This is a genomic window from Methylobacterium frigidaeris (genome assembly GCF_022179185.1).
In the GTDB taxonomy this organism is placed as follows: Bacteria; Pseudomonadota; Alphaproteobacteria; order Rhizobiales; family Beijerinckiaceae; genus Methylobacterium; species Methylobacterium frigidaeris.
On the sequence record NZ_BPQJ01000016.1, the window covers coordinates 46,376 to 64,376 of the forward strand.

11 protein-coding genes and 1 pseudogene are annotated in these 18,001 nt (G+C 71.5%); 6 read left to right on the forward strand and 6 right to left on the reverse strand.

All coding sequences use genetic code 11. The features are described 5' to 3' along the window. The first annotated feature begins 78 nt into the window (after positions 1 to 78). The 3 genes from MFF64_RS17630 to MFF64_RS17640 all read left to right on the forward strand — a co-directional run bounded on the left by MFF64_RS17630 (position 79) and on the right by MFF64_RS17640 (position 4,421). On the forward strand, positions 79 to 1,398 hold the full coding sequence (locus MFF64_RS17630; RefSeq protein ID WP_238191768.1) for a cystathionine gamma-synthase family protein: 1,320 nt from the start codon (positions 79 to 81) through the stop codon (positions 1,396 to 1,398). Between the two features lie 132 nt (positions 1,399 to 1,530). After that, on the forward strand, positions 1,531 to 3,321 hold the full coding sequence (locus MFF64_RS17635) for a cation:proton antiporter domain-containing protein (protein ID WP_099902344.1): 1,791 nt from the start codon (positions 1,531 to 1,533) through the stop codon (positions 3,319 to 3,321). Further along, positions 3,318 to 4,421, forward strand: a complete 1,104-nt coding sequence (locus tag MFF64_RS17640) for an ATP-dependent DNA helicase (protein ID WP_238191770.1) — start codon at positions 3,318 to 3,320, stop codon at positions 4,419 to 4,421. The genes MFF64_RS17635 and MFF64_RS17640 overlap by 4 nt, the downstream gene beginning before the upstream one ends. A 766-nt stretch (positions 4,422 to 5,187) precedes the next feature. On the opposite strand, the gene MFF64_RS17645 is transcribed toward MFF64_RS17640, so the two are convergent. Further along, positions 5,188 to 5,700: a P-loop nucleotide/nucleoside kinase family protein gene (locus tag MFF64_RS17645; protein ID WP_099899239.1), complete on the reverse strand. Its 513-nt coding sequence runs from the start codon at positions 5,698 to 5,700 to the stop codon at positions 5,188 to 5,190. A 233-nt stretch (positions 5,701 to 5,933) separates the two neighbouring features. On the opposite strand from MFF64_RS17645, the gene hslV reads away from it, so the two are divergent. Beyond that, positions 5,934 to 6,464, forward strand: a complete 531-nt coding sequence (gene hslV / locus MFF64_RS17650; RefSeq protein WP_048467276.1) for an ATP-dependent protease subunit HslV — start codon at positions 5,934 to 5,936, stop codon at positions 6,462 to 6,464. 70 nt (positions 6,465 to 6,534) lie between these two features. Further along, positions 6,535 to 7,848, forward strand: a complete 1,314-nt coding sequence (gene hslU, locus MFF64_RS17655) for an ATP-dependent protease ATPase subunit HslU (RefSeq protein ID WP_099899241.1) — start codon at positions 6,535 to 6,537, stop codon at positions 7,846 to 7,848. Positions 7,849 to 7,883: 35 nt separating this feature from the next. Here hslU and MFF64_RS17660 read toward each other — a convergent pair whose 3' ends face one another. The 5 genes from MFF64_RS17660 to MFF64_RS17680 all read right to left on the reverse strand — a co-directional run bounded on the left by MFF64_RS17660 (position 7,884) and on the right by MFF64_RS17680 (position 13,203). Beyond that, the gene (locus MFF64_RS17660; RefSeq protein WP_238191772.1) at positions 7,884 to 8,945 is read right to left on the reverse strand and encodes an MBL fold metallo-hydrolase; all 1,062 of its coding nucleotides are present in this window, start codon (positions 8,943 to 8,945) and stop codon (positions 7,884 to 7,886) included. Between the two features lie 496 nt (positions 8,946 to 9,441). After that, complete coding sequence (locus MFF64_RS17665) at positions 9,442 to 9,834, reverse strand: PilZ domain-containing protein (protein ID WP_099899251.1); 393 nt, start codon at positions 9,832 to 9,834, stop codon at positions 9,442 to 9,444. A gap of 145 nt (positions 9,835 to 9,979) precedes the next feature. Beyond that, complete coding sequence (locus MFF64_RS17670; RefSeq protein WP_099899245.1) at positions 9,980 to 10,207, reverse strand: hypothetical protein; 228 nt, start codon at positions 10,205 to 10,207, stop codon at positions 9,980 to 9,982. A 225-nt stretch (positions 10,208 to 10,432) separates the two neighbouring features. Next, on the reverse strand, positions 10,433 to 11,080 hold the full coding sequence (locus MFF64_RS17675; RefSeq protein WP_099899247.1) for a cysteine hydrolase family protein: 648 nt from the start codon (positions 11,078 to 11,080) through the stop codon (positions 10,433 to 10,435). An 80-nt stretch (positions 11,081 to 11,160) separates the two neighbouring features. Beyond that, positions 11,161 to 13,203: an NAD(+) synthase gene (locus MFF64_RS17680; protein WP_099899249.1), complete on the reverse strand. Its 2,043-nt coding sequence runs from the start codon at positions 13,201 to 13,203 to the stop codon at positions 11,161 to 11,163. A 3,169-nt stretch (positions 13,204 to 16,372) separates the two neighbouring features. On the opposite strand from MFF64_RS17680, the pseudogene MFF64_RS38610 reads away from it, so the two are divergent. Continuing rightward, positions 16,373 to 17,911 (forward strand): annotated as a pseudogene (locus MFF64_RS38610) (DNA translocase FtsK); the annotation flags it as partial. Positions 17,912 to 18,001: the final 90 nt, after the last annotated feature.

Sequence of the window (18,001 nt, forward strand, 5' to 3'; positions counted from 1 at the left end):
GAACTGGCTTGCGGCGCGGTCGTCGCGCCGAGAACCGACGCCGCGCGACGGCGTCGCCAGACCGGAGCGAGGCCCCGCATGTCGGATGACCGCTACCACAAGGATCGCTACCACAAGGACAGGTTGGGCAACCGCCGCCTGACGCCCGAGACCCTGATGGTCGGCTACGGCTACGATCCCGCCCTCTCCGAGGGGGCGGTGAAGCCGCCGGTCTTCCTGACATCGACCTTCGTGTTCACCTCCGCCGAGCACGGCAAGGCATTCTTCGACTACGTCTCCGGGCGGCGCGAGCCGCCGGCCGGCGAGGCGGCGGGTCTGGTCTATTCCCGCTTCAACCACCCCAACAGCGAGATCGTCGAGGACCGCCTGGCGGTGTTCGAGGAGGCGGAGGCCGCCCTCCTGTTCTCGTCGGGGATGTCGGCGATCGCCACCGTGATCCTGGCTCATGCCCGGCCCGGCGACGTGGTGCTGCATTCCCAGCCGCTCTACGGCGGCACCGAGACGCTGATCGCCAAGACGCTGGCGGGGTTCGGCATCGGTGCGGTCGGCTTCCAGGACGGCACCGACGAAGGCAGCGTGACGGCCGCCGCCCAGGCTGCCGAGGCCCTGGCGGAGAAGGGCGGCGGGCGCGTCAGCGTCGTGATGGTCGAGACGCCGTCGAACCCCCTCAACACTCTGGTCGACCTCGCGCTGGTGCGCCAGGCGGCCGACCGGATCGGCGCCCGGCAGGGCGGGCAGGCGCCGGTGGTGGTCTGCGACAACACCCTGCTCGGCCCACTCTTCCAGCATCCCCTGCGCCACGGCGCCGACATCTCCGTCTACTCGCTGACGAAGTATGTCGGCGGCCATTCCGATCTCATCGCCGGGGCGGCTTTAGGCTCGGCGGCCCGGATGAAGCCGGTGCGGCTCCTGCGCTCGGCGATCGGCACCCAGCTCGACCCGCATTCGTGCTGGATGCTCGGGCGCTCGCTGGAGACCCTGACCCTCCGAATGGAGAAGGCCAACCGCAACGGCGAGATCATCGCCGAGCGGCTGCGCGCCCACCCGAAGGTGGCGAAGCTGCACCATCTCGGCCACCTCGAACCCGGCTCCGGCGCGGCGCGCGTCTACGCCGCGCAATGCGCCGCCCCGGGCTCGACCTTCTCGTTCGACGTCGCGGGCGGCGAACCGGAAGCCTTCCGGGTGCTCAACGCGCTGCAGCTGTTCAAGCTGGCGGTGAGCTTGGGCGGCACGGAATCGCTCGCGAGCCACCCGGCCTCGACCACCCATTCGGGAGTGCCGAAGGAGGTGCGCGATCGCCTCGGCGTCACCGACGCGACGATCCGGGTCTCGATCGGCATCGAGCATCCGGAGGACCTGGCGGCGGACCTGGAGGCGGCGCTGGCCACCCTGGGGTGAAATGCGCCGGCTCCGGCCCGTTTTGGCTTGCCCCGACGGGCCCCCTCCGCATGATGGCCGCCCGTGCCCCGGCTGCGCCCTCTGCGGCGGGGCTGCCCCCATCCGCAATCTGACAAGGCCCCGCCGCTCCCGATGACCGAGCACGCCGCGTCCGGCTCCTACAAGGAAGTCATCCTGTTCCTGGTCACCGCCGGGATCGTGGTGCCGTTGTTCCATCGCCTGCGCGTCAGCCCGGTCCTCGGCTTCATCGGCGCCGGCGCCCTCCTCGGGCCGTCGGGCCTCGGGCGCCTCACCGAGACGGTGCCGTGGCTCGGGGCCGTGACGATCTCGACCCGCACCGAGATCGCGCATCTCGCCGAGCTCGGCGTGGTCTTCCTGATGTTCATGATCGGGGTCGAGCTGTCCTGGGAGCGGTTGCGCATCCTGCGCCGCCTCGTCTTCGGCCTCGGCTCGCTGCAGGTGGTGGTGTCGAGCCTCCTCGTCGGGGCGGTGCTGATGGCGCTCGAGGTGCCGCCTACCGCCGCGATCCTGGTCGGGCTGGCGCTCGCGCTCTCCTCCACCGCGATCGTGCTGCCGGTGCTCGCCGAGCAGAAGCGGCTCAACACGCCGGCCGGGCGGGCGAGCTTCGCGGTGCTGCTGTTCCAGGACCTCGCCGTCGCCCCGGTGCTGTTCGCCATCGCGGTGCTCGGCCGCAAGGACAGCGACGCAGTGACCGGCCTCGCCCTGGCGCTGGGCCAGGCCGCGGTGGCGCTCGCGCTCCTCGTCGGCGCCGGACGCTTAGGCCTGCGGCCGCTGTTCCAGCTCGTCGCCCGCACCCGCAGCCCCGAACTCTTCATGGCCGCCTGCCTCCTCGTCATCGCGGCGACGGCGTTGGTCGCGGCGGCGAGCGGCCTGTCGATGACGCTGGGCGCCTTCGTGGCCGGGCTGCTGCTCGCCGAGACCGAGTATCGCCGGGCGATCGAGGCCACGATCGACCCGTTCAAGGGCCTCTTGCTCGGGGTGTTCTTCGTCTCGGTCGGCATGGGCATCGACCCGGCGGTGCTGATGAAGACGCCGCTCACCATCTTAGGCTTGGCCCTCGGGCTCCTCGTCCTCAAGGGCGGAGTCATCGTGGCGATCGGCACGGCTTTGCGCCTGCCCCGGGCGGTGGCGCTCGAATCCGCCCTGCTGCTCGGGCCGGGCGGCGAGTTCGCCTTCGTGCTCGTCGGCAGCGCGCTCGCCGCGGGCCTCGTGCCCGACGATCTCGGCCAGGCGGCGCTCGTCGTCACCACCGCCACGATGGTGATGATTCCCGGCCTCGCCGCTCTCGCCCGCCGCCTCGGCCGGCGGATCGACCGGACCGCCCTCGGCCGGGCTCGGGCCGAGCCGCCGCCGGCGGAGCGCCAGCCCGGCCGGGTGATCGTCGCGGGCTACGGCCGGGTCGGCCGGCTCGTCGCCGAGATGCTGGCCCGCCACAAGGTGCCCTACATCGCCCTCGACATGGACGCCGCCCGGGTCTCCGACCAGCGCCGCCTCGGCAACCCGGTCTATTTTGGCGATTCGGCCAATCCCGACCTGCTGCGCCGCTGCGGCATCGACACCGCCCGCGCCCTGGTGGTGACCCTCGACCAGCCTCGCGCCGTCGAGGCGGTGGTGGCGGCAGCGCGCGCCGAGCGGCCGGACCTGACCATCGTCGCCCGGGCCCGCGACGCCCGCCACGCCACCGCCCTCTACGAGATGGGTGTCGACGACGCGGTGCCGGAGACGATCGAGGCCTCGCTCCAGCTCTCGGAAGCGGTGCTGGTCGATGTCGGGGTGCCGATGGGGCTGGTGATCGCCTCGATTCACGAGCGCCGCGACGAGTTCCGGGCGATCCTGCGCCGCAAGGAGGCGCCGCCGGCCGCACCCTTCCAGGCCCGCCGCACCGTGGGGAAGGCGCCGTGAGCGGCATCGGACCGCAGCAGGAGGCGGCGCTCAAGGCGGTGTCGGACTGGCTCAAGCGCGGCAGCCCGCAGGTCTTCCGCCTGTTCGGCTTCGCCGGAACCGGCAAGACGACGCTGGCCCGGCGCCTCGCCGAGGATGTCGAGGGCGGGGTGCTGTTCTGCGCCTATACGGGCAAGGCGGCCTCGGTCATGCGCGCCCGCGGCTGCCCCGACGCCTCGACCATCCACAGCCTGATCTACCGCACCCGCGAGGATACCGAGGGTGGGCCGGCCTTCACCCTCAACCGCACCGGGCCGGTGAGCAAGGCGGCCCTGGTCGTGATCGACGAATGCTCGATGGTCGACGGCGACCTCGGCAACGACCTGCTCTCCTTCGGCACGCCGGTCCTGGTGCTCGGCGATCCGGCGCAGCTGCCGCCGGTGAAGGGCGGCGGCTTCTTCACCGAGGCCGAGCCCGACGTGATGCTGACGGAAGTCCACCGCCAGGCCGCCGACAACCCGATCGTGCGCCTCGCCATGACGGTGCGCGAGGGCGGACGCCTGGATTACGGGACCTACGGCGAGAGCCGGGTGATCCCGCGCCGCGAGATCGACCCCGGCACGGTGCTCGCCGCCGACCAGGTGCTGGTCGGCCTCAACCGCACGCGGCGGCTCTACAACGGCCGCATCCGCGAGCTGATCGGCCATGCCGACCCGATGCCGGCCGTGGGCGAGAAGCTGGTCTGCCTGCGCAACGACCGCACCAAGGGCCTGCTCAACGGCTCGACCTGGACCGTCCAGGCGCTGCGCGCCGCCCCCCGCCCCGACCTCGTGCGCCTCGACGTGGTGCCGGAGGACGATCCGGCGCTCCGCCGCAAGCCCCAGGACATCCGGGTTCTGCGCTCGGTGATCGCCGGCAGCGACGAGGAGGTGCCGGCGATCCTGCGGCGCGAGACGGAGGAGTTCACCTACGGCTACGCGCTCACCGTGCACAAGGCGCAGGGGTCGCAATGGGACAAGGTGGTGTTGTTCGACGAATCTTACGCCTTCCGCGAGCACCGGGCGCGCTGGCTCTACACGGCGCTGACCCGGGCGGCGGAGGCGGTCACGGTGGTGGTGTAGGGGTGGCTTGCACAGCCGCGCCCATGCGGTAGCCTGCCCGCATGTCGATCGAAGTGTCCTGCACGTTGCGGAAGGCCGATCCCGGTGCCCTGCTCCGGGAACTCGACGACGTGCGCGTCATGGCCGACGTGACGACCGACGACGGGGACACGATCGCTGCCGTCACGGAAGGTACGGTCGTCGCCGTGTGGAGCGGGGCGAGTCCTACGACGTCGAGTTTCCGGAGCCGATGGGGGCGTTCGCGACGGTGAAGGCTGCCGATCTCGCCCGTGTCGGGCGCTCGGTGCCTTGAGCGAGGACGGGTGGAAGCCTGCCCTCGAGGTGCCCGGCAGCAAGCTCGTTCATTATTCGTTGAACGTCTATCATCCCAGGGCGGCCCGAAAGCGCGGTTCTTCATGACTTTCGGTTTCGATCCCGCCCATCCCGAGGTGGAACCGATGGAGACGCCGGACGGCCGCCGGCCACGGGTCCGCAGCGTTTGGCAGCTCCATGACGGATCAATGTGGCGTCTCATCGCGGCAGTGCCGCTCGCCTGGCACGATGTGTGCCGGCCGAGCAGCGTGCCAAGTAACGTGAACCGGGTGGGAGACGGTACCTTGGCCAGCACCCATATGACGACGCGACCGAAGAGTTGCGCAAGCTGGTCCGCTAAGACCTCGAGTGGGCCGCGCCGGTGAGAGACCATGGCCGAGGCGAGAGCCGAGGCGTGCCGCGGTTTGGACGCATCCGTCAGGAAGGACGGCCCGCATCGTCCGGCGCGCAGGCCTCATGACGATCGGTCTTGCGCCGCTATCCCGAGCACGGCGGCGACCGCCTCCGAGGGCGATGAGGCCGCACTGTCGATGACGAGGCGTGGCCGGTCCCACGACTCGTAGCCGCTGCGCAGGATCGCCTCCCACGACGGTTGGACGAGGCCGGGAATGTCCGACACCCGTTCCTCGACGCGGCGGCGATGCTCTTGCGGATCCGCGCACACGACCTCGACCTCGATCAGCCGCACCGAGGCGCGGGCGGCCACCGCCCGCCATCCCTCGCGGCTAGCAGTGACCGGATTGACGCAATCGGCCACCACGACCCGCCCGTCCGCGAGATTCGCCTCCGCGAGGGCCTGCGCCACCGCGTAGCCGGCCGCGCCCACAGCGTCCGCCGGCACGCCCGAATCCCGGATGGCCTGCTCGATGATGTCGACGCGCAGATGGATCGCCGCGAGGGCGCGGGCGAGCCTGCGGGAGATGGTCGTCTTTCCGGTTCCTGGCAGACCACCGAACACGATCAGCATGGCGCGGGCTCTCGGCGGTTGTGGTGGTGTGAAGAACCACGCCCAACGTTCTTACGGCATCGTCCTCTCGCATCACCCTGCGTCATGTAACCGGCTGGGCATCCAGATCGCCACGCCTGCCCGCGTCATGCTGGACGAACGCTCCCGCAACCCCCACCTACGCCGCAGCACGACGCGACAGCCTGTCCGGAGAGACATCCTTGGCCAACGACGACGCGGGGGGCGCCCCCCGCATGCATGCGACGACGATCCTGATGGTGCGCAAGGGCGGCCGGGTGGTGATCGGGGGCGACGGGCAGGTCAGCCTCGGCCAGACCATCGTCAAGGGTAACGCCCGCAAGGTGCGGCGGCTGGCCAAAGGGTCGGTGATCGGGGGCTTCGCCGGCGCCACCGCCGACGCCTTCACGCTGTTCGAGCGGCTGGAAGCCAAGCTCGAGCAGTATCCGGGCCAGCTCACCCGCGCCTGCGTCGAGCTGACCAAGGACTGGCGCACCGACCGCTACCTGCGCCGCCTCGAGGCGATGATGCTGGTCGCCGACAAGGACGTCAGCCTGCTCCTCTCCGGCGCCGGCGACGTGCTGGAGCCCGAGGGCGGCGTGATGGCGATCGGGTCGGGCGGCAACTACGCCCTCGCCGCCGCCCGGGCGCTGGAGGAGCAGGACCTCGATGCCGAGGCGATCGTGCGCCGCGCCATGCGGATCGCCGCCGAGATCTGCGTCTACACCAACGGCAACCTGGTGATCGAGAGCCTGGACGCCGCCTGACGGCTGCCCGCTCGTCCCTCACCCCCGCATCCGGCCGCGAGCCCCCGCGAAGAACTCCGCGAAGATCCCCATGACCACCTTCTCCCCCCGCGAAATCGTCTCCGAGCTCGACCGCTACATCGTTGGCCAGGGCGACGCGAAGCGCGCGGTCGCGATCGCGTTGCGCAACCGCTGGCGCCGCCAGCAGCTCCAAGGCCCGCTTCGCGAGGAAGTGGCGCCGAAGAACATCCTGATGATCGGCCCGACCGGCTGCGGCAAGACCGAGATCTCGCGCCGCCTCGCGCGGCTCGCCGGGGCGCCGTTCCTGAAGGTCGAGGCGACGAAGTTCACGGAAGTCGGCTATGTCGGCCGCGACGTCGAGCAGATCGTGCGCGACCTCGTCGAGGTCGGCATCGGCTTGAAGCGCGACGAGAAGCGCCGCTTCGTCCAGGCCAAGGCGGAGGCCGCGGCCGAGAACCGCGTCCTCGACGCCCTCGTCGGCCCGACCGCGAGCCAGGCCACCCGCGACGCCTTCCGGCGGCGCCTGCGCGCCGGCGAGCTCGACGACAAGGAGGTCGAGCTGGAGCTGGCGGCGGGCGCGCCGCAGGGCCTGCCGATGTTCGAGATCCCTGGCATGCCCGGTGCCGCCATGGGGGCGATCAACCTCGGCGACATGCTCGGCAAGGCGCTCGGCGGCCAGAAGGGCAAGCCGCGGCGGATGACCGTGCGCGACGCCTACGCGCCGCTGATCAGCGAGGAATCCGACAAGCTCCTCGACCAGGACAGCGTGGTACAGGAGGCCCTGCGCGACGTGCAGGACAACGGCATCGTCTTCCTCGACGAGATCGACAAGATCTGCGCCCGCGAGGGCCGCTCCGGGGCCGACGTCTCGCGCGAGGGCGTGCAGCGCGACCTGCTGCCGCTCATCGAGGGCACTACGGTGGCGACCAAGCACGGGCCGGTGAAGACCGACCACATCCTGTTCATCGCCAGCGGCGCCTTCCACGTCTCGAAGCCGTCCGACCTGCTGCCGGAGCTTCAGGGCCGGCTGCCGATCCGGGTCGAGCTGAGCCCCCTCACCGTCGACGATTTCCGCCGCATCCTGACCGAGACCGAGGCGAGCCTGACCAAGCAGGCGGTCGCCCTGATGGCGACGGAGGGCGTGACGATCGACTTCACCGACGACGCCATCGACGCGCTCGCCCGCGTCGCCGTCGACGTGAACTCCTCGGTCGAGAACATCGGTGCGCGCCGGCTCCAGACGGTGCTGGAGCGGGTGCTCGACGACGTGTCGTTCACGGCACCCGACCGCGCGGGCGAAACCGTGACGATCGATGCGGCCTACGTCCGCGACCGGGTCGAGAGCCTGGCGCAAAACGCGGATCTGAGCCGGTTCATCCTCTGAGCCGCTTCGTTCTCTGAGCTTGGTCGGGGCGGAGCCTATCCGCCCCAGACCTGCCCCGGCCGCAACGCCAGGAATCGCTCCGCCGGCACCTCCGCCTCCGCGAGCGCCCGTGCCAGGGCCTCGGCCGGCTCGCCCGCACCCTCGTTGGTGAGCCGGAACGTGCCCCAATGATGACCCAGGCCCTGTTCGGCTTGGACGTCCCGGAAGACCCGCACCGCCTCTTCCGGGTTCATGTGCTGCGGCTGCATGAACCAGCGCGGCTCGTAGGCGCCGATCGGCAGGGTGGCGAGGCGGGGTGCGCCGAAGCGCTCGCGTACCCCTCGGAAGATCGCCCCGTCGCCATAGCCGGTATCGCCGACATGGTAGAGCACGCCCTGCGGGGTGGTGAGCACGAAGGCGCACCAGAGCGCCATGCGCTTGTCGTTCACGCCCCTCGCCGACCAGTGATAGGCCGGCACCAGGTGCACGACGATCCCGCCGCCGAGATCGACCGAACCGTCCCAGTCACGGGTCTCGACCGGGATCGTCGCATCGTAGCTGCGGAGGATCGCGTCGTTGCCGAGCGGCGCCACGAAGGTCGGCGCGTGCTCGGCCCAGAGCCGGGCGAGGATCGGTCCGTCGAGATGGTCGTAGTGGTTGTGGGTGATCAGCACCACGTCGATCGGCGGCAGGGCCGCGAAGGCGATGCCCGGCGGGTTGGCGCGCTTCGGCCCGGCGAAGCCCACCGGGCTCGCGCGCCGGGCATAGACCGGATCGACCAGGATGTTGCGGCCGGCGACCTGGAACAGCAGGCTGGCATGGCCGATATGCACCACCCGCAGGCCCTCGACCCGCTCAGGAGGAGTGTCCTGCGGGAACGGGCTCGGAACGTGGGCCGGCCAGGCCTCCCGGCCGCCGCCGAGCTGCCAGCGCGCCAGCTCGGCCATGTCCTTGTCCTGCGGCTGCCCCGGCGAGAAGAACCGCACGCCGTCGAAATGATCGCTGACCGGGCCCCGATAATAGGGATTGCGGCTGCGTCGGTGAGCGGCGTAGCCGACGCCGCCGAGCGTCATCACGGTCATGGCGCTGGCGAGCTTGAGGAAGCCACGGTTCTTCATGCGAGGGAGATGACCGGGCGAAGGCCGAGGTCAAGGTGCGCTCCCGCGGACCCTTCGCCGCGCCCGGGATGGATTGCGCGAGGCCGATGAATCCTTACATTCGGATCATCGGCAACAACAGGAAGGAGGTGATCCAGTGTCTCATTGTCATCAGCCGCGGTCGTCTGCGCGCCGGACCTGGATCGTCGCCTCCGGCTTCACGGCCTGAGCGTACGACGAACATTCCAGGATCGGTAAGATCCTGACAGATCGATCGGTCGGACCGCGGTTCGGCAATGGAAGGGCCGCCCTGTCGCCAGGTCGGCCCTTCGTCCGTTCTTGAGCGGCGCCGATCACGGTGCGACATGGTACGCGTGAGCGCGCCTCGGCCATGGCTCCCGCGCTTGACGATGACTCATGATCCGTTTCCGTCCCGGACGGCTGCAGCGTCAGCGGAAGCAGATCACGGATCCGGCAGCGGGACGTGCCGCGAAGCGGTTCCGTCTCGGAAGATGCCTCAGAGGCTGCGATCGAGCAACACCGCCTCCGCCTCCTGCAGCTGGCGTCGCAGGGACGCGTTCTCGGCCTCCAGTTCGCGGATGCGGGCGAGCAGTGCCGCCGGCGTCGTGTCGGACGCGCTCGCCGCCGCCGGGTGGGCCGCCTCGTCCGCGAAGGTCACGCCGACGCTGTCGGCCTTCCGCCAGCGCAGGGTCGCCTTGTGGGTGCGGTCCTTGGCCGGGATGATAAGGTCGAAGCCGTCCGGAAGCGTCGCGGTCTGGCTGAGCATCAGCCGCGCACCGGAGGCGGAGATGTCCCGCACCAGGCAATCCATGCTGGAATTGCCGTTGTTGAAGACGATGCGCCCCTTCAGGAACGTCCGCAGGCGGGTCTCCCTGCGCAGCTCGGACATGTCGGGCATGGCGGAAAGCCTCTCGGCCTCGCGTGGTTCGGATGCCGGGAATCCTATCCTGCCGACCTTTAAGGAATGCTCGCCGCGATCTCGGAGGCACGCGAACGTCGTGCGGGGAGCCGGAGCATCACGGCACGCGGGTCCCTCAGCCCTGCACCGGAGACGTGCTCTGGAAGAGGTAGAACCCGTTGAAGCGCACCGCGGTCGCGGCGGCCGCGCCATCGAAGCCGGTGGGCCCGGGCGTGCTGCCGTCGAGCTTGCCGCCGAACGCCCAGCGGGCCTCGGTGACGAAGGCCGGCACGGCGTAATCCTCCGGCACCGCGCAGACCAGGCCGTCGAGTCCCTTCAGGCAGAACAGGTTGTAGCTTCGCATCGGATCGCCTCCGCTCGCAGGTGCTGCCATGGCGTCCATTCGCTAGCGGCTGATTTGGCCGAGACTATGTCAGCCTCCAGCCTAGGGCGCCACCACGATCTTGGCCATGACGCTAGGTCCTGACCCCCAGAACAGGCCATCATCACGAAATCGTGCGAGCCGGGAACCGCGGGACGACACGAGACAAGGTGCCGATATCGGCCAGATACGCGGTGCCGCCCCGCATCATCGGGCCGGCAACTGTGAACAATTCCAATTGTGCAGGATCTGATCGATCGTCGCCACTTCGAGCTGCTGGCCGAAGCGTTGCCGGTAGAGCGTCATCATCGCGTCGTGGGTCTCGTCCGAGGAGGAGCAGACCGCGTCGGTGGCGAGCACGATGCGGTAGCCGCGATCGACCGCGCCGAGCACGGTGGCGAGCACGCAGACGTCGGTCTCGCCGCCGGTGATCACCAGGGTCTCAGCCCGGCGCGCCCGCAGCGCGTCCTCCAGGCCCGGCTCCATCCAGGGCGAGTAGACGGTCTTGTCGATGACCGTGCCGGGTGGCGTCAGCGCCGCGAGCTCCGGCACCAGCTCCACCATCTCCGGCCCAAGCCGCTCCACCGTCATCTCGGCCCAGCGCTCCCAGTAGCGCTTCCAGCAGCCCCGTCCCTCCCCGGGGCGACGGGCGGGGACGAAGCGGGTGAACAGCGTGCGCTCCGGCAATGCGGCCGCGAGGTGCAGGACCCGCGGCAGCACCCGGCCCATCCAGGGCGTGTGCCAAGCGGTCTTCCGGGCAAACAGGTTCTGCATGTCGACGCAGACATGCACCGCGCGCTCGTCGAGCGGGCCGTTCGGCAGGGCGTCGGTGTCGGAGGGCGCGGCGCTGGCCATGTGGGGTCGGGCTCCCGGTGAGGGGCTCGTCTCGGCCCCGGGGCCCGACCAACGCTTATACCCCCATGGGGTTTCTGGGATCAGCCCTGCGGGACGTTGCGCTCCAGTTCGTCGAGCCAGGCGCGGGCATTGCCGTCGGAGGGCGCGCGCCAGTCGCCCCGCGGCGACAGGGCACCGCCCGCCGCGACCTTGGGGCCGTTCGGCAGGGCCGAGCGCTTGAACTGGCTGAAGCCGAAGAAGCGGCGCAGGAACACCGCGAGCCAGGCCCGGATCTCCGGCAGGGCATATGCCCCCCGCTTCGCCTCCGGGAAGCCGGGCGGCCAGGGCCCGCGCGCGGCATCCTCCCAGGCCATCAGCGACAGGAAGGCGATCTTCGAGGGCCGGTAGCCGTAGCGCAGCGTGTAGAACAGGTTGAAGTCCTGCAGCGCGTAGGGGCCGATCTTCGATTCGGTGCTCTGGATCGTCTCGCCCTCGCGCGCCGGCACCAGCTCGGGCGAGATCTCGGTCTCCAGGATCGCCTCGAGGGTGCGGCCGACCTCAGCCTCGAACTGGCCCGACGCGATCACCCAGCGGATCAGGTGCTGGATCAGGGTCTTGGGCACCCCGGCATTGACCGCGTAGTGGGACATCTGGTCCCCGACGCCGTAGGTGCACCAGCCGAGCGCCAGCTCCGACAGGTCGCCGGTGCCGATCACGATCGCGTCGTGCTGGTTGGCCAGCCGGAACAGGTAGTCGGTGCGCAGGCCCGCCTGCACGTTCTCGAAGGTGACGTCGTAGACCTCCTCGCCCCGCCCGAACGGGTGGCCCATGTCGGTGAGCATCTGCCGGGCGGCCGGCCGGATGTCGAGCTCGGCCGCACGGGTGCCGAGCGAGGCCATCAGCCGGTGGGCGTTGCCCTTGGTCTCGTCCGAGGTGGCGAAGCCCGGCATGGTGTAGGTGAGGATGTCCGAACGCGGCAGGCCGAGCTGGTCGAAGGCGCGGGCCGCCACGATCAGCGCGTGGGTCGAATCGAGGCCGCCCGAGATGCCGATCACGACGCGGCGCGTGCCGATCGCCTGCAGGCGCTGGGCGAGGCCGGCCACCTGGATGTTGTAGCCCTCGTAGCAATCCTGCGCGAGGCGGGCGGGATCGGCCGGCACGAACGGGAAGCGCTCGACCGTCCGGTGGAAGCCCAGATCCGTCTCCGGCGGCGCCAGCCGGAACGGCACCCGGCGGTAGGACGGCGCGCGCGCCAGGGCTTCCCGGGCATTGTCCTCGAAGCTGCCCATCTGGGCCCGCTCCTGGCGCAGGCGGTCGAGGTCGATGTCGGCGAGCGTCACCTGCGGCTCGGCCGGAAAGCGGGGTCCTTCCGCGATCACCTCGCCGTCCTCGTAGATCGCGGTCTGGCCGTCCCAGGAGAGGTCGGTGGTCGATTCGCCCGGGCCCGCCGCGGCGTAGATGTAGGCCGCGAGGCAGCGGGACGAGGCCGAGCGGCACAGGAGTGACCGGCTCTCCGCCCGCCCGATGGTGATCGGGCTGCCCGAGAGGTTGGCGAGCACCGTGGCGCCGGCGAGCGCGGCGAGCGAGGACGGCGGCACCGGGATCCACATGTCCTCGCAGACCTCGACCCCGAGGACGAGGCCCGGCAGGTCCTCGGCCGGAAACAGCAGGTCGGTCCCGAACGGCGCCTCGGTGGCGCCGATCCGGATGGTCTCGCCCGTCACCCCGGCGCCGGAGGCGAAGTGACGCTTCTCGTAGAACTCGCGGTAGTTCGGCAGGTAGCTCTTCGGCACCACCCCGAGCAGACGGCCGCGATGGATCAGAGCGGCAGTGTTGTAGATCCGGTTGCGGTGGCGCAGGGGGGCGCCGATCACGAGAACCGGCATCAGCCCGCAGCTGGCCTCGACGAGGAAGCTCAGCGCCGCCTCGACCCGCTCCAGCAGCGTCTCCTGCAGCAGCAGGTCCTCGAGGGCGTAACCCGACAGGCAGAGTTCGGGAAACACCGCCACCGCAACGCCGTCCGCATTGCAGCGCTCCGCCAGGCGCAGGATCTCGGCCGCGTTGGCGTCCGGATCGGCGATGTGGCTGCGGCCGACGCAGGCCGCGACGCGGGCGAAACCGTGCCGGTAGAGAGATCGGAACATCGTGCTGGCAGCCCCTTCTCGCCGGAAATGCCCCTGCTCCTTAACGCGGCCGCGCGCGCCCCGGTACCGGCTCCCGTGCCTAATCGGGCGTTAACGATGCCGTGCCTAACTGGTGCGACGTACGCGGCCGCGGGCCGCCCACACACCATTCGGCATCATGAGACAATCGGGACGGCCACCCTTCTCCGACTCCTCGCCGCGCGCGCCCCAGCGGGTGCGCGACCATCTCCGCACGCCCGAGCGCCGGGAGCGCCCCCTCGGCGTCCTCGCCCAGACGGTGATGAGCCTGCGGGCCCTCCTGGCCCGCCGATTCGCCCCCCCCGCGCCCCCGCCCGCCCAGCGGGACTATACCTTGAGTCGGCGCGCCACCCCGAGCTGGATGGCCGACGCCCTGGTGCGCCCTGACGCCCCGGAGCCCGGCTTCACGCCAGCGCTGCCGCCCGAGCCGTGGAATCAGAGCCCCTTCGCTCCGGCTCCCAGCCCCGCCCCGCGCCCGGCGCGGGCCGCCGCGGCGTCCCATGCCGCTCCGGCGGAGGGGTGGGCGCCGGATCCGGCGCTCATGCAGGCGCCGATGCCGGTCTCGGCTGCGCCATCCCGGCCCGCGCCGCCCGCCGCCCGCCCCGCCCCGGCGGTGCCGCCCGCTTCCCATGGCGAGGCGCAGGCCCGTCGCGCAGGAGAGTTTGCCGGCGCGGCGCAGGCCTGGCCGCAGGATTCTCTACCCCAAGATTCTCTGCCTCAAGATTCTCTGCCCCAAGACTTGCCGCATCAGGGCTTCCCGCCTCAGGAGTCGCGGCCGCCCCTGCCCGAGGCTGTCGTGCCGCTGCCGGCAGAACCCGTTTTCCCGGCGGAGCCCGAACTCCTCGCGACATCGCCGGTCATGGTCGCCCCGGAGGCGCCGCGCCGCGCCTCGTCGTCCGCGTCCACCTGGGCGCCGGATCCGGCCCTCGTCCCCGAGGGAGGCTGGATCATGCCGATTCCCCCCGCCGGCCCGGCCCGCGCCGTTCTGACCCGGGCCCGCCGCCGCGACGCGGAGCCGTCCGCGGCGGCATCGGAGGCGCAGTCCCGGCCGTCGCCGCAGGAGCGTCAGCCGGAGCGTCCCGCCGAGACCGGGGTGCGCTTCACCCGCACCCCCGACCACGTGCTGCAGGCGCGCCATCGCCGGCGCGAGCAGGCCCTGCGGGAGAAGGAGGAGGCCCTGCGCGCCGCCGAGGCGGAGGCGGCCGCCCGCGCCGCCGCCGAGATCGCGGCCGCCGAGGCGGCCCGGGCGGAGGCCGAAGCGGCCCGGGCCGAAGCCGAGGCCGCCGCGGCGGCCGCGGCGGTGCCCCTGTGGCGCCAGCCCTTCGTCCTGCCGCCGGGCGTGCGCTTCACCCGCACGCCGGACCATCTCCTGCGCCATCCGCAGGAGGAGACCGCCCGGGCCGAGACCATGTCGGGTGAGATCGCGGCCGGCGAGGCGGCGCCCGAGCCCGAGGCGACCGTCTCCGTGGAGGCTGCCGCCGCCGAGCCGGTCGCGACGGAGGAGCCCGCTGCCGAGGCCGTCGCCGCGCTGACGGAGCCGGTCGTGGACGCCGTCGCCGCGGAGTTCACCCGCGAGGTCGTTCGGGAGACCGTTCAAGGGACCCTTCAAGCGGTGATCCAGGAGATCGCGCACGACGTCGCCGAGCCCCCGGTCTCCCCGGCCGGAGAGGCACCGGTCGCGGCCGTCTGCGCGACGGCGATCTCGGCCGTCGAGTTCGAGGCTGTCACCTCCGGATCCGCCGCATCCGAGCCTGCCGCCCCGGCTCCCGAGGTCGCGTCGGCCGGGACTGCGTCTTCCGCGCCGGATGGGCCGGCCCCGGAGCCGGCCGTCGTCGCGGACGCTCCGGTCGCGCCGATTCAGGTCTTCGACGTCCCGAACAGCGCGATCCTGGTGCCGGTCGACGTCTCGCATCTCCGTTCCCTGCCCCCGCGCCCCGTCTACACCCTCGACCGCCTGCTCCAGCACGACTGGACTCGCCCGCTGCCGACCGCCGCCGAGCAGGACAACCGGCCGGCCCCGGAGCCGGTCGCGGAGGAGCCGACCGCCGAGGCCTTGCCCGACGAGGATCCCGTCCCATTGGTCGAGCCTGCTGTCGCCGGGCCGGTCGCGGAGACCGTGCCCGCGCGACCGATCGCGGTGCCGCAGGATGTGGCGCCCACGGCGGACCTGCTGCTGGACGTGCCCCTCGTGGGCTTGCCTCCCGCAGACCTGCCCCCCGTCGACTTGTCTCCCGTGGATGTGCCTCCCCTGGACTTGCCGTCCGTGCCAGAGCCCGCCGTCGAGGCGGCGATGGGGGTCGTCCCGGCGGTGATCGCGCCCGCGGGCGACGTCCCCGAGGCTGTCGTCGCCGTGGAGCGAGACGTTGCGGCCGACCTGCCGCCGGCCGCGATCCTGCTGCCGGCGCCCGCCCCGATGCTGGCCCTGACCTACGCACCCCTTCCGGAGACGGCGCTCCTGCCCGTGCCGCTGGAGCCCGAGGCCCCGGCCGCGCCGCTGCCGCTCATCGCTCTCGACACCGTGGTGGAGGCCGCGACCGAGGTCGTGCCGCCCGTCGAGTCCGCTCCCCCCGCGGCACCCCTGTCCGTCGAACCTCTCCCCGCTGCCCCCCTTCCCGCTGCCCCTCTGGCCTTCGCGCCGGTGCCGTGGTCGTTCATCGCCACGGACGCGCTGCCGGTGACGCAGCCCGTGACGGCGGAGACCCCGCCGGCCGTGACGCCCGTCGCAGCCGCCGAGGATCGGCCGATGGCGGAGCCGGTCGCCGAGCCGGCGTCTCCCGCCGCGCTACGGGGGACGCAGCCCTTCGTCTACGTGCCGACCGGCCGCCTCAACGCGCAGCCGCCCGCCCCGACCCTGCCCTCCCCGCCGCGCCCGCCGCGCATCATCCTGCCGATTGCGACACAATCGGCGCCGTCCGCCGCGCAGCCTGACGCCCCGGCCCCCGAGCCGGAGCCCGTCGCGACGGCGCCGACCTGGTCGCCCGCTACGGCGGAGATGCCGGTCGCGGAGCCGCACGGCCTGGTCATCGGCACGGCGGGGCTCGATTGCGACCTCGGCCTCGATGCCGACGAGGATGGGGAGGACGAGGACGACATCCTGGCGCCCGTCACCACCATTCCGCTGCGCCAGGCCGCGCGTGCGGTCGAGGCGCCCTACGAGCTGCCCTCGGTCGATCTTCTGGCCGAGCCGCGGGAATCGGACGGCAGCAACCTCGATCCCGAGATGCTGGAGGACAATGCCCTCCAGCTGCAGCAGGTGATCCAGGATTTCGGCGTGCGCGGCGAGATCCTGGCGGTCCGCCCGGGTCCGGTCGTGACGCTCTACGAGATGGAGCCGGCCCCCGGCACCAAGTCGAGCCGCGTCATCTCGCTCGCCGACGACATCGCCCGCTCGATGTCCGCCATCTCCGCCCGCGTCGCCGTCGTCCAGGGCCGCAACGCCATCGGCATCGAATTGCCGAACCTCAAGCGCGAGACGGTCTATCTGCGCGAGCTCCTGACCTCGCCGGTCTTCACCGAGACCAAGCAGAAGCTCGCGCTCTGCCTCGGCAAGAACATCGGCGGCGAGGCGATCATCGCCGACCTTGCCCGCATGCCCCACCTGCTGGTGGCCGGCACCACCGGCTCGGGCAAGTCGGTCGCCATCAACACCATGATCCTGTCGCTGCTCTACCGGATGAAGCCGGAAGAGTGCCGCCTGATCATGGTCGATCCCAAGATGCTCGAACTGTCGGTCTACGACGGCATCCCGCACCTGCTCTCGCCCGTCGTCACTGACCCGAAGAAGGCGGTCATCGCCCTCAAATGGGCGGTGCGCGAGATGGAGGAGCGCTACAAGAAGATGGCGCGCCTCGGCGTTCGCAACATCGACGGCTTCAACGCCCGGGTGGCGGAGGCGCGGGCGCGGGGCGAGGTCATCACCCGCACGGTTCAGACCGGCTTCGACCGCGAGACCGGCGAGGCGGTCTACGAGGACGAGGTCATGGATCTCTCCGCCCTGCCCTACATCGTGATCGTGGTCGACGAGATGGCCGACCTGATGATGGTGGCGGGCAAGGACATCGAGGGGGCAATCCAGCGTCTCGCCCAGATGGCGCGCGCCGCCGGTCTTCATCTCATCATGGCGACGCAGCGTCCGTCGGTGGACGTGATCACCGGGACGATCAAGGCGAACTTCCCGACCCGGATCTCGTTCCAGGTGACCTCGAAGATCGACTCGCGGACGATCCTGGGCGAGATGGGCGCCGAGCAGCTGCTGGGCCAAGGCGACATGCTGTTCATGGCCGGCGGCGGGCGCACGACGCGGGTGCACGGCCCGTTCTGCTCGGACGACGAGGTCGAGCAGGTGGTGGCCCATCTCAAGCGCCAGGGCCGTCCCTCCTACCTCGACGCCGTCACGGCGGACGAGGAGGCCGAGGAGGCGGCCGCCGCCGCGCAGGACACCCCGGTCATGGACCAGGGCAGCTTCGGCGATCCGTCGGCCGACCTCTACGACCAGGCGGTGGCGGTGGTGCTGCGGGACAAGAAAGCCTCGACGAGCTACATCCAGCGCCGGCTGCAGATCGGCTACAACCGGGCGGCCTCGCTGATGGAACGGATGGAGCGCGAGGGCATCGTCGGCCCGGCCAACCACGCCGGCAAGCGCGAGATCCTGATCGAGCCCGCGCCCCAGCCCGGAGCTGAGGAGGCGTGAGCCGCCCCGCCGTCGCATATTCGCCACAGGGGGCGGCTCTATGGCCGGACCGGCCCCCTGCGGCACACCAGCATCCCGGACAGGCGCGGC

Bases quoted from the DNA above. Each gene is read 5' to 3' on its own strand.
- MFF64_RS17670 (WP_099899245.1), bottom strand. From the start codon at position 10,207: ATGCGAAGCTACAACCTGTTCTGCCTGAAGGGACTCGACGGCCTGGTC.
- MFF64_RS17635 (WP_099902344.1), top strand. From the start codon at position 1,531: ATGACCGAGCACGCCGCGTCCGGCTCCTACAAGGAAGTCATCCTGTTC.
- MFF64_RS17660 (WP_238191772.1), bottom strand. From the start codon at position 8,945: ATGAAGAACCGTGGCTTCCTCAAGCTCGCCAGCGCCATGACCGTGATG.
- hslV (WP_048467276.1), top strand. From the start codon at position 5,934: ATGCATGCGACGACGATCCTGATGGTGCGCAAGGGCGGCCGGGTGGTG.
- MFF64_RS17630 (WP_238191768.1), top strand. From the start codon at position 79: ATGTCGGATGACCGCTACCACAAGGATCGCTACCACAAGGACAGGTTG.
- MFF64_RS17665 (WP_099899251.1), bottom strand. From the start codon at position 9,834: ATGTCCGAGCTGCGCAGGGAGACCCGCCTGCGGACGTTCCTGAAGGGG.
- MFF64_RS17675 (WP_099899247.1), bottom strand. From the start codon at position 11,080: ATGGCCAGCGCCGCGCCCTCCGACACCGACGCCCTGCCGAACGGCCCG.
- MFF64_RS17645 (WP_099899239.1), bottom strand. From the start codon at position 5,700: ATGCTGATCGTGTTCGGTGGTCTGCCAGGAACCGGAAAGACGACCATC.
- hslU (WP_099899241.1), top strand. From the start codon at position 6,535: ATGACCACCTTCTCCCCCCGCGAAATCGTCTCCGAGCTCGACCGCTAC.
- MFF64_RS17680 (WP_099899249.1), bottom strand. From the start codon at position 13,203: ATGTTCCGATCTCTCTACCGGCACGGTTTCGCCCGCGTCGCGGCCTGC.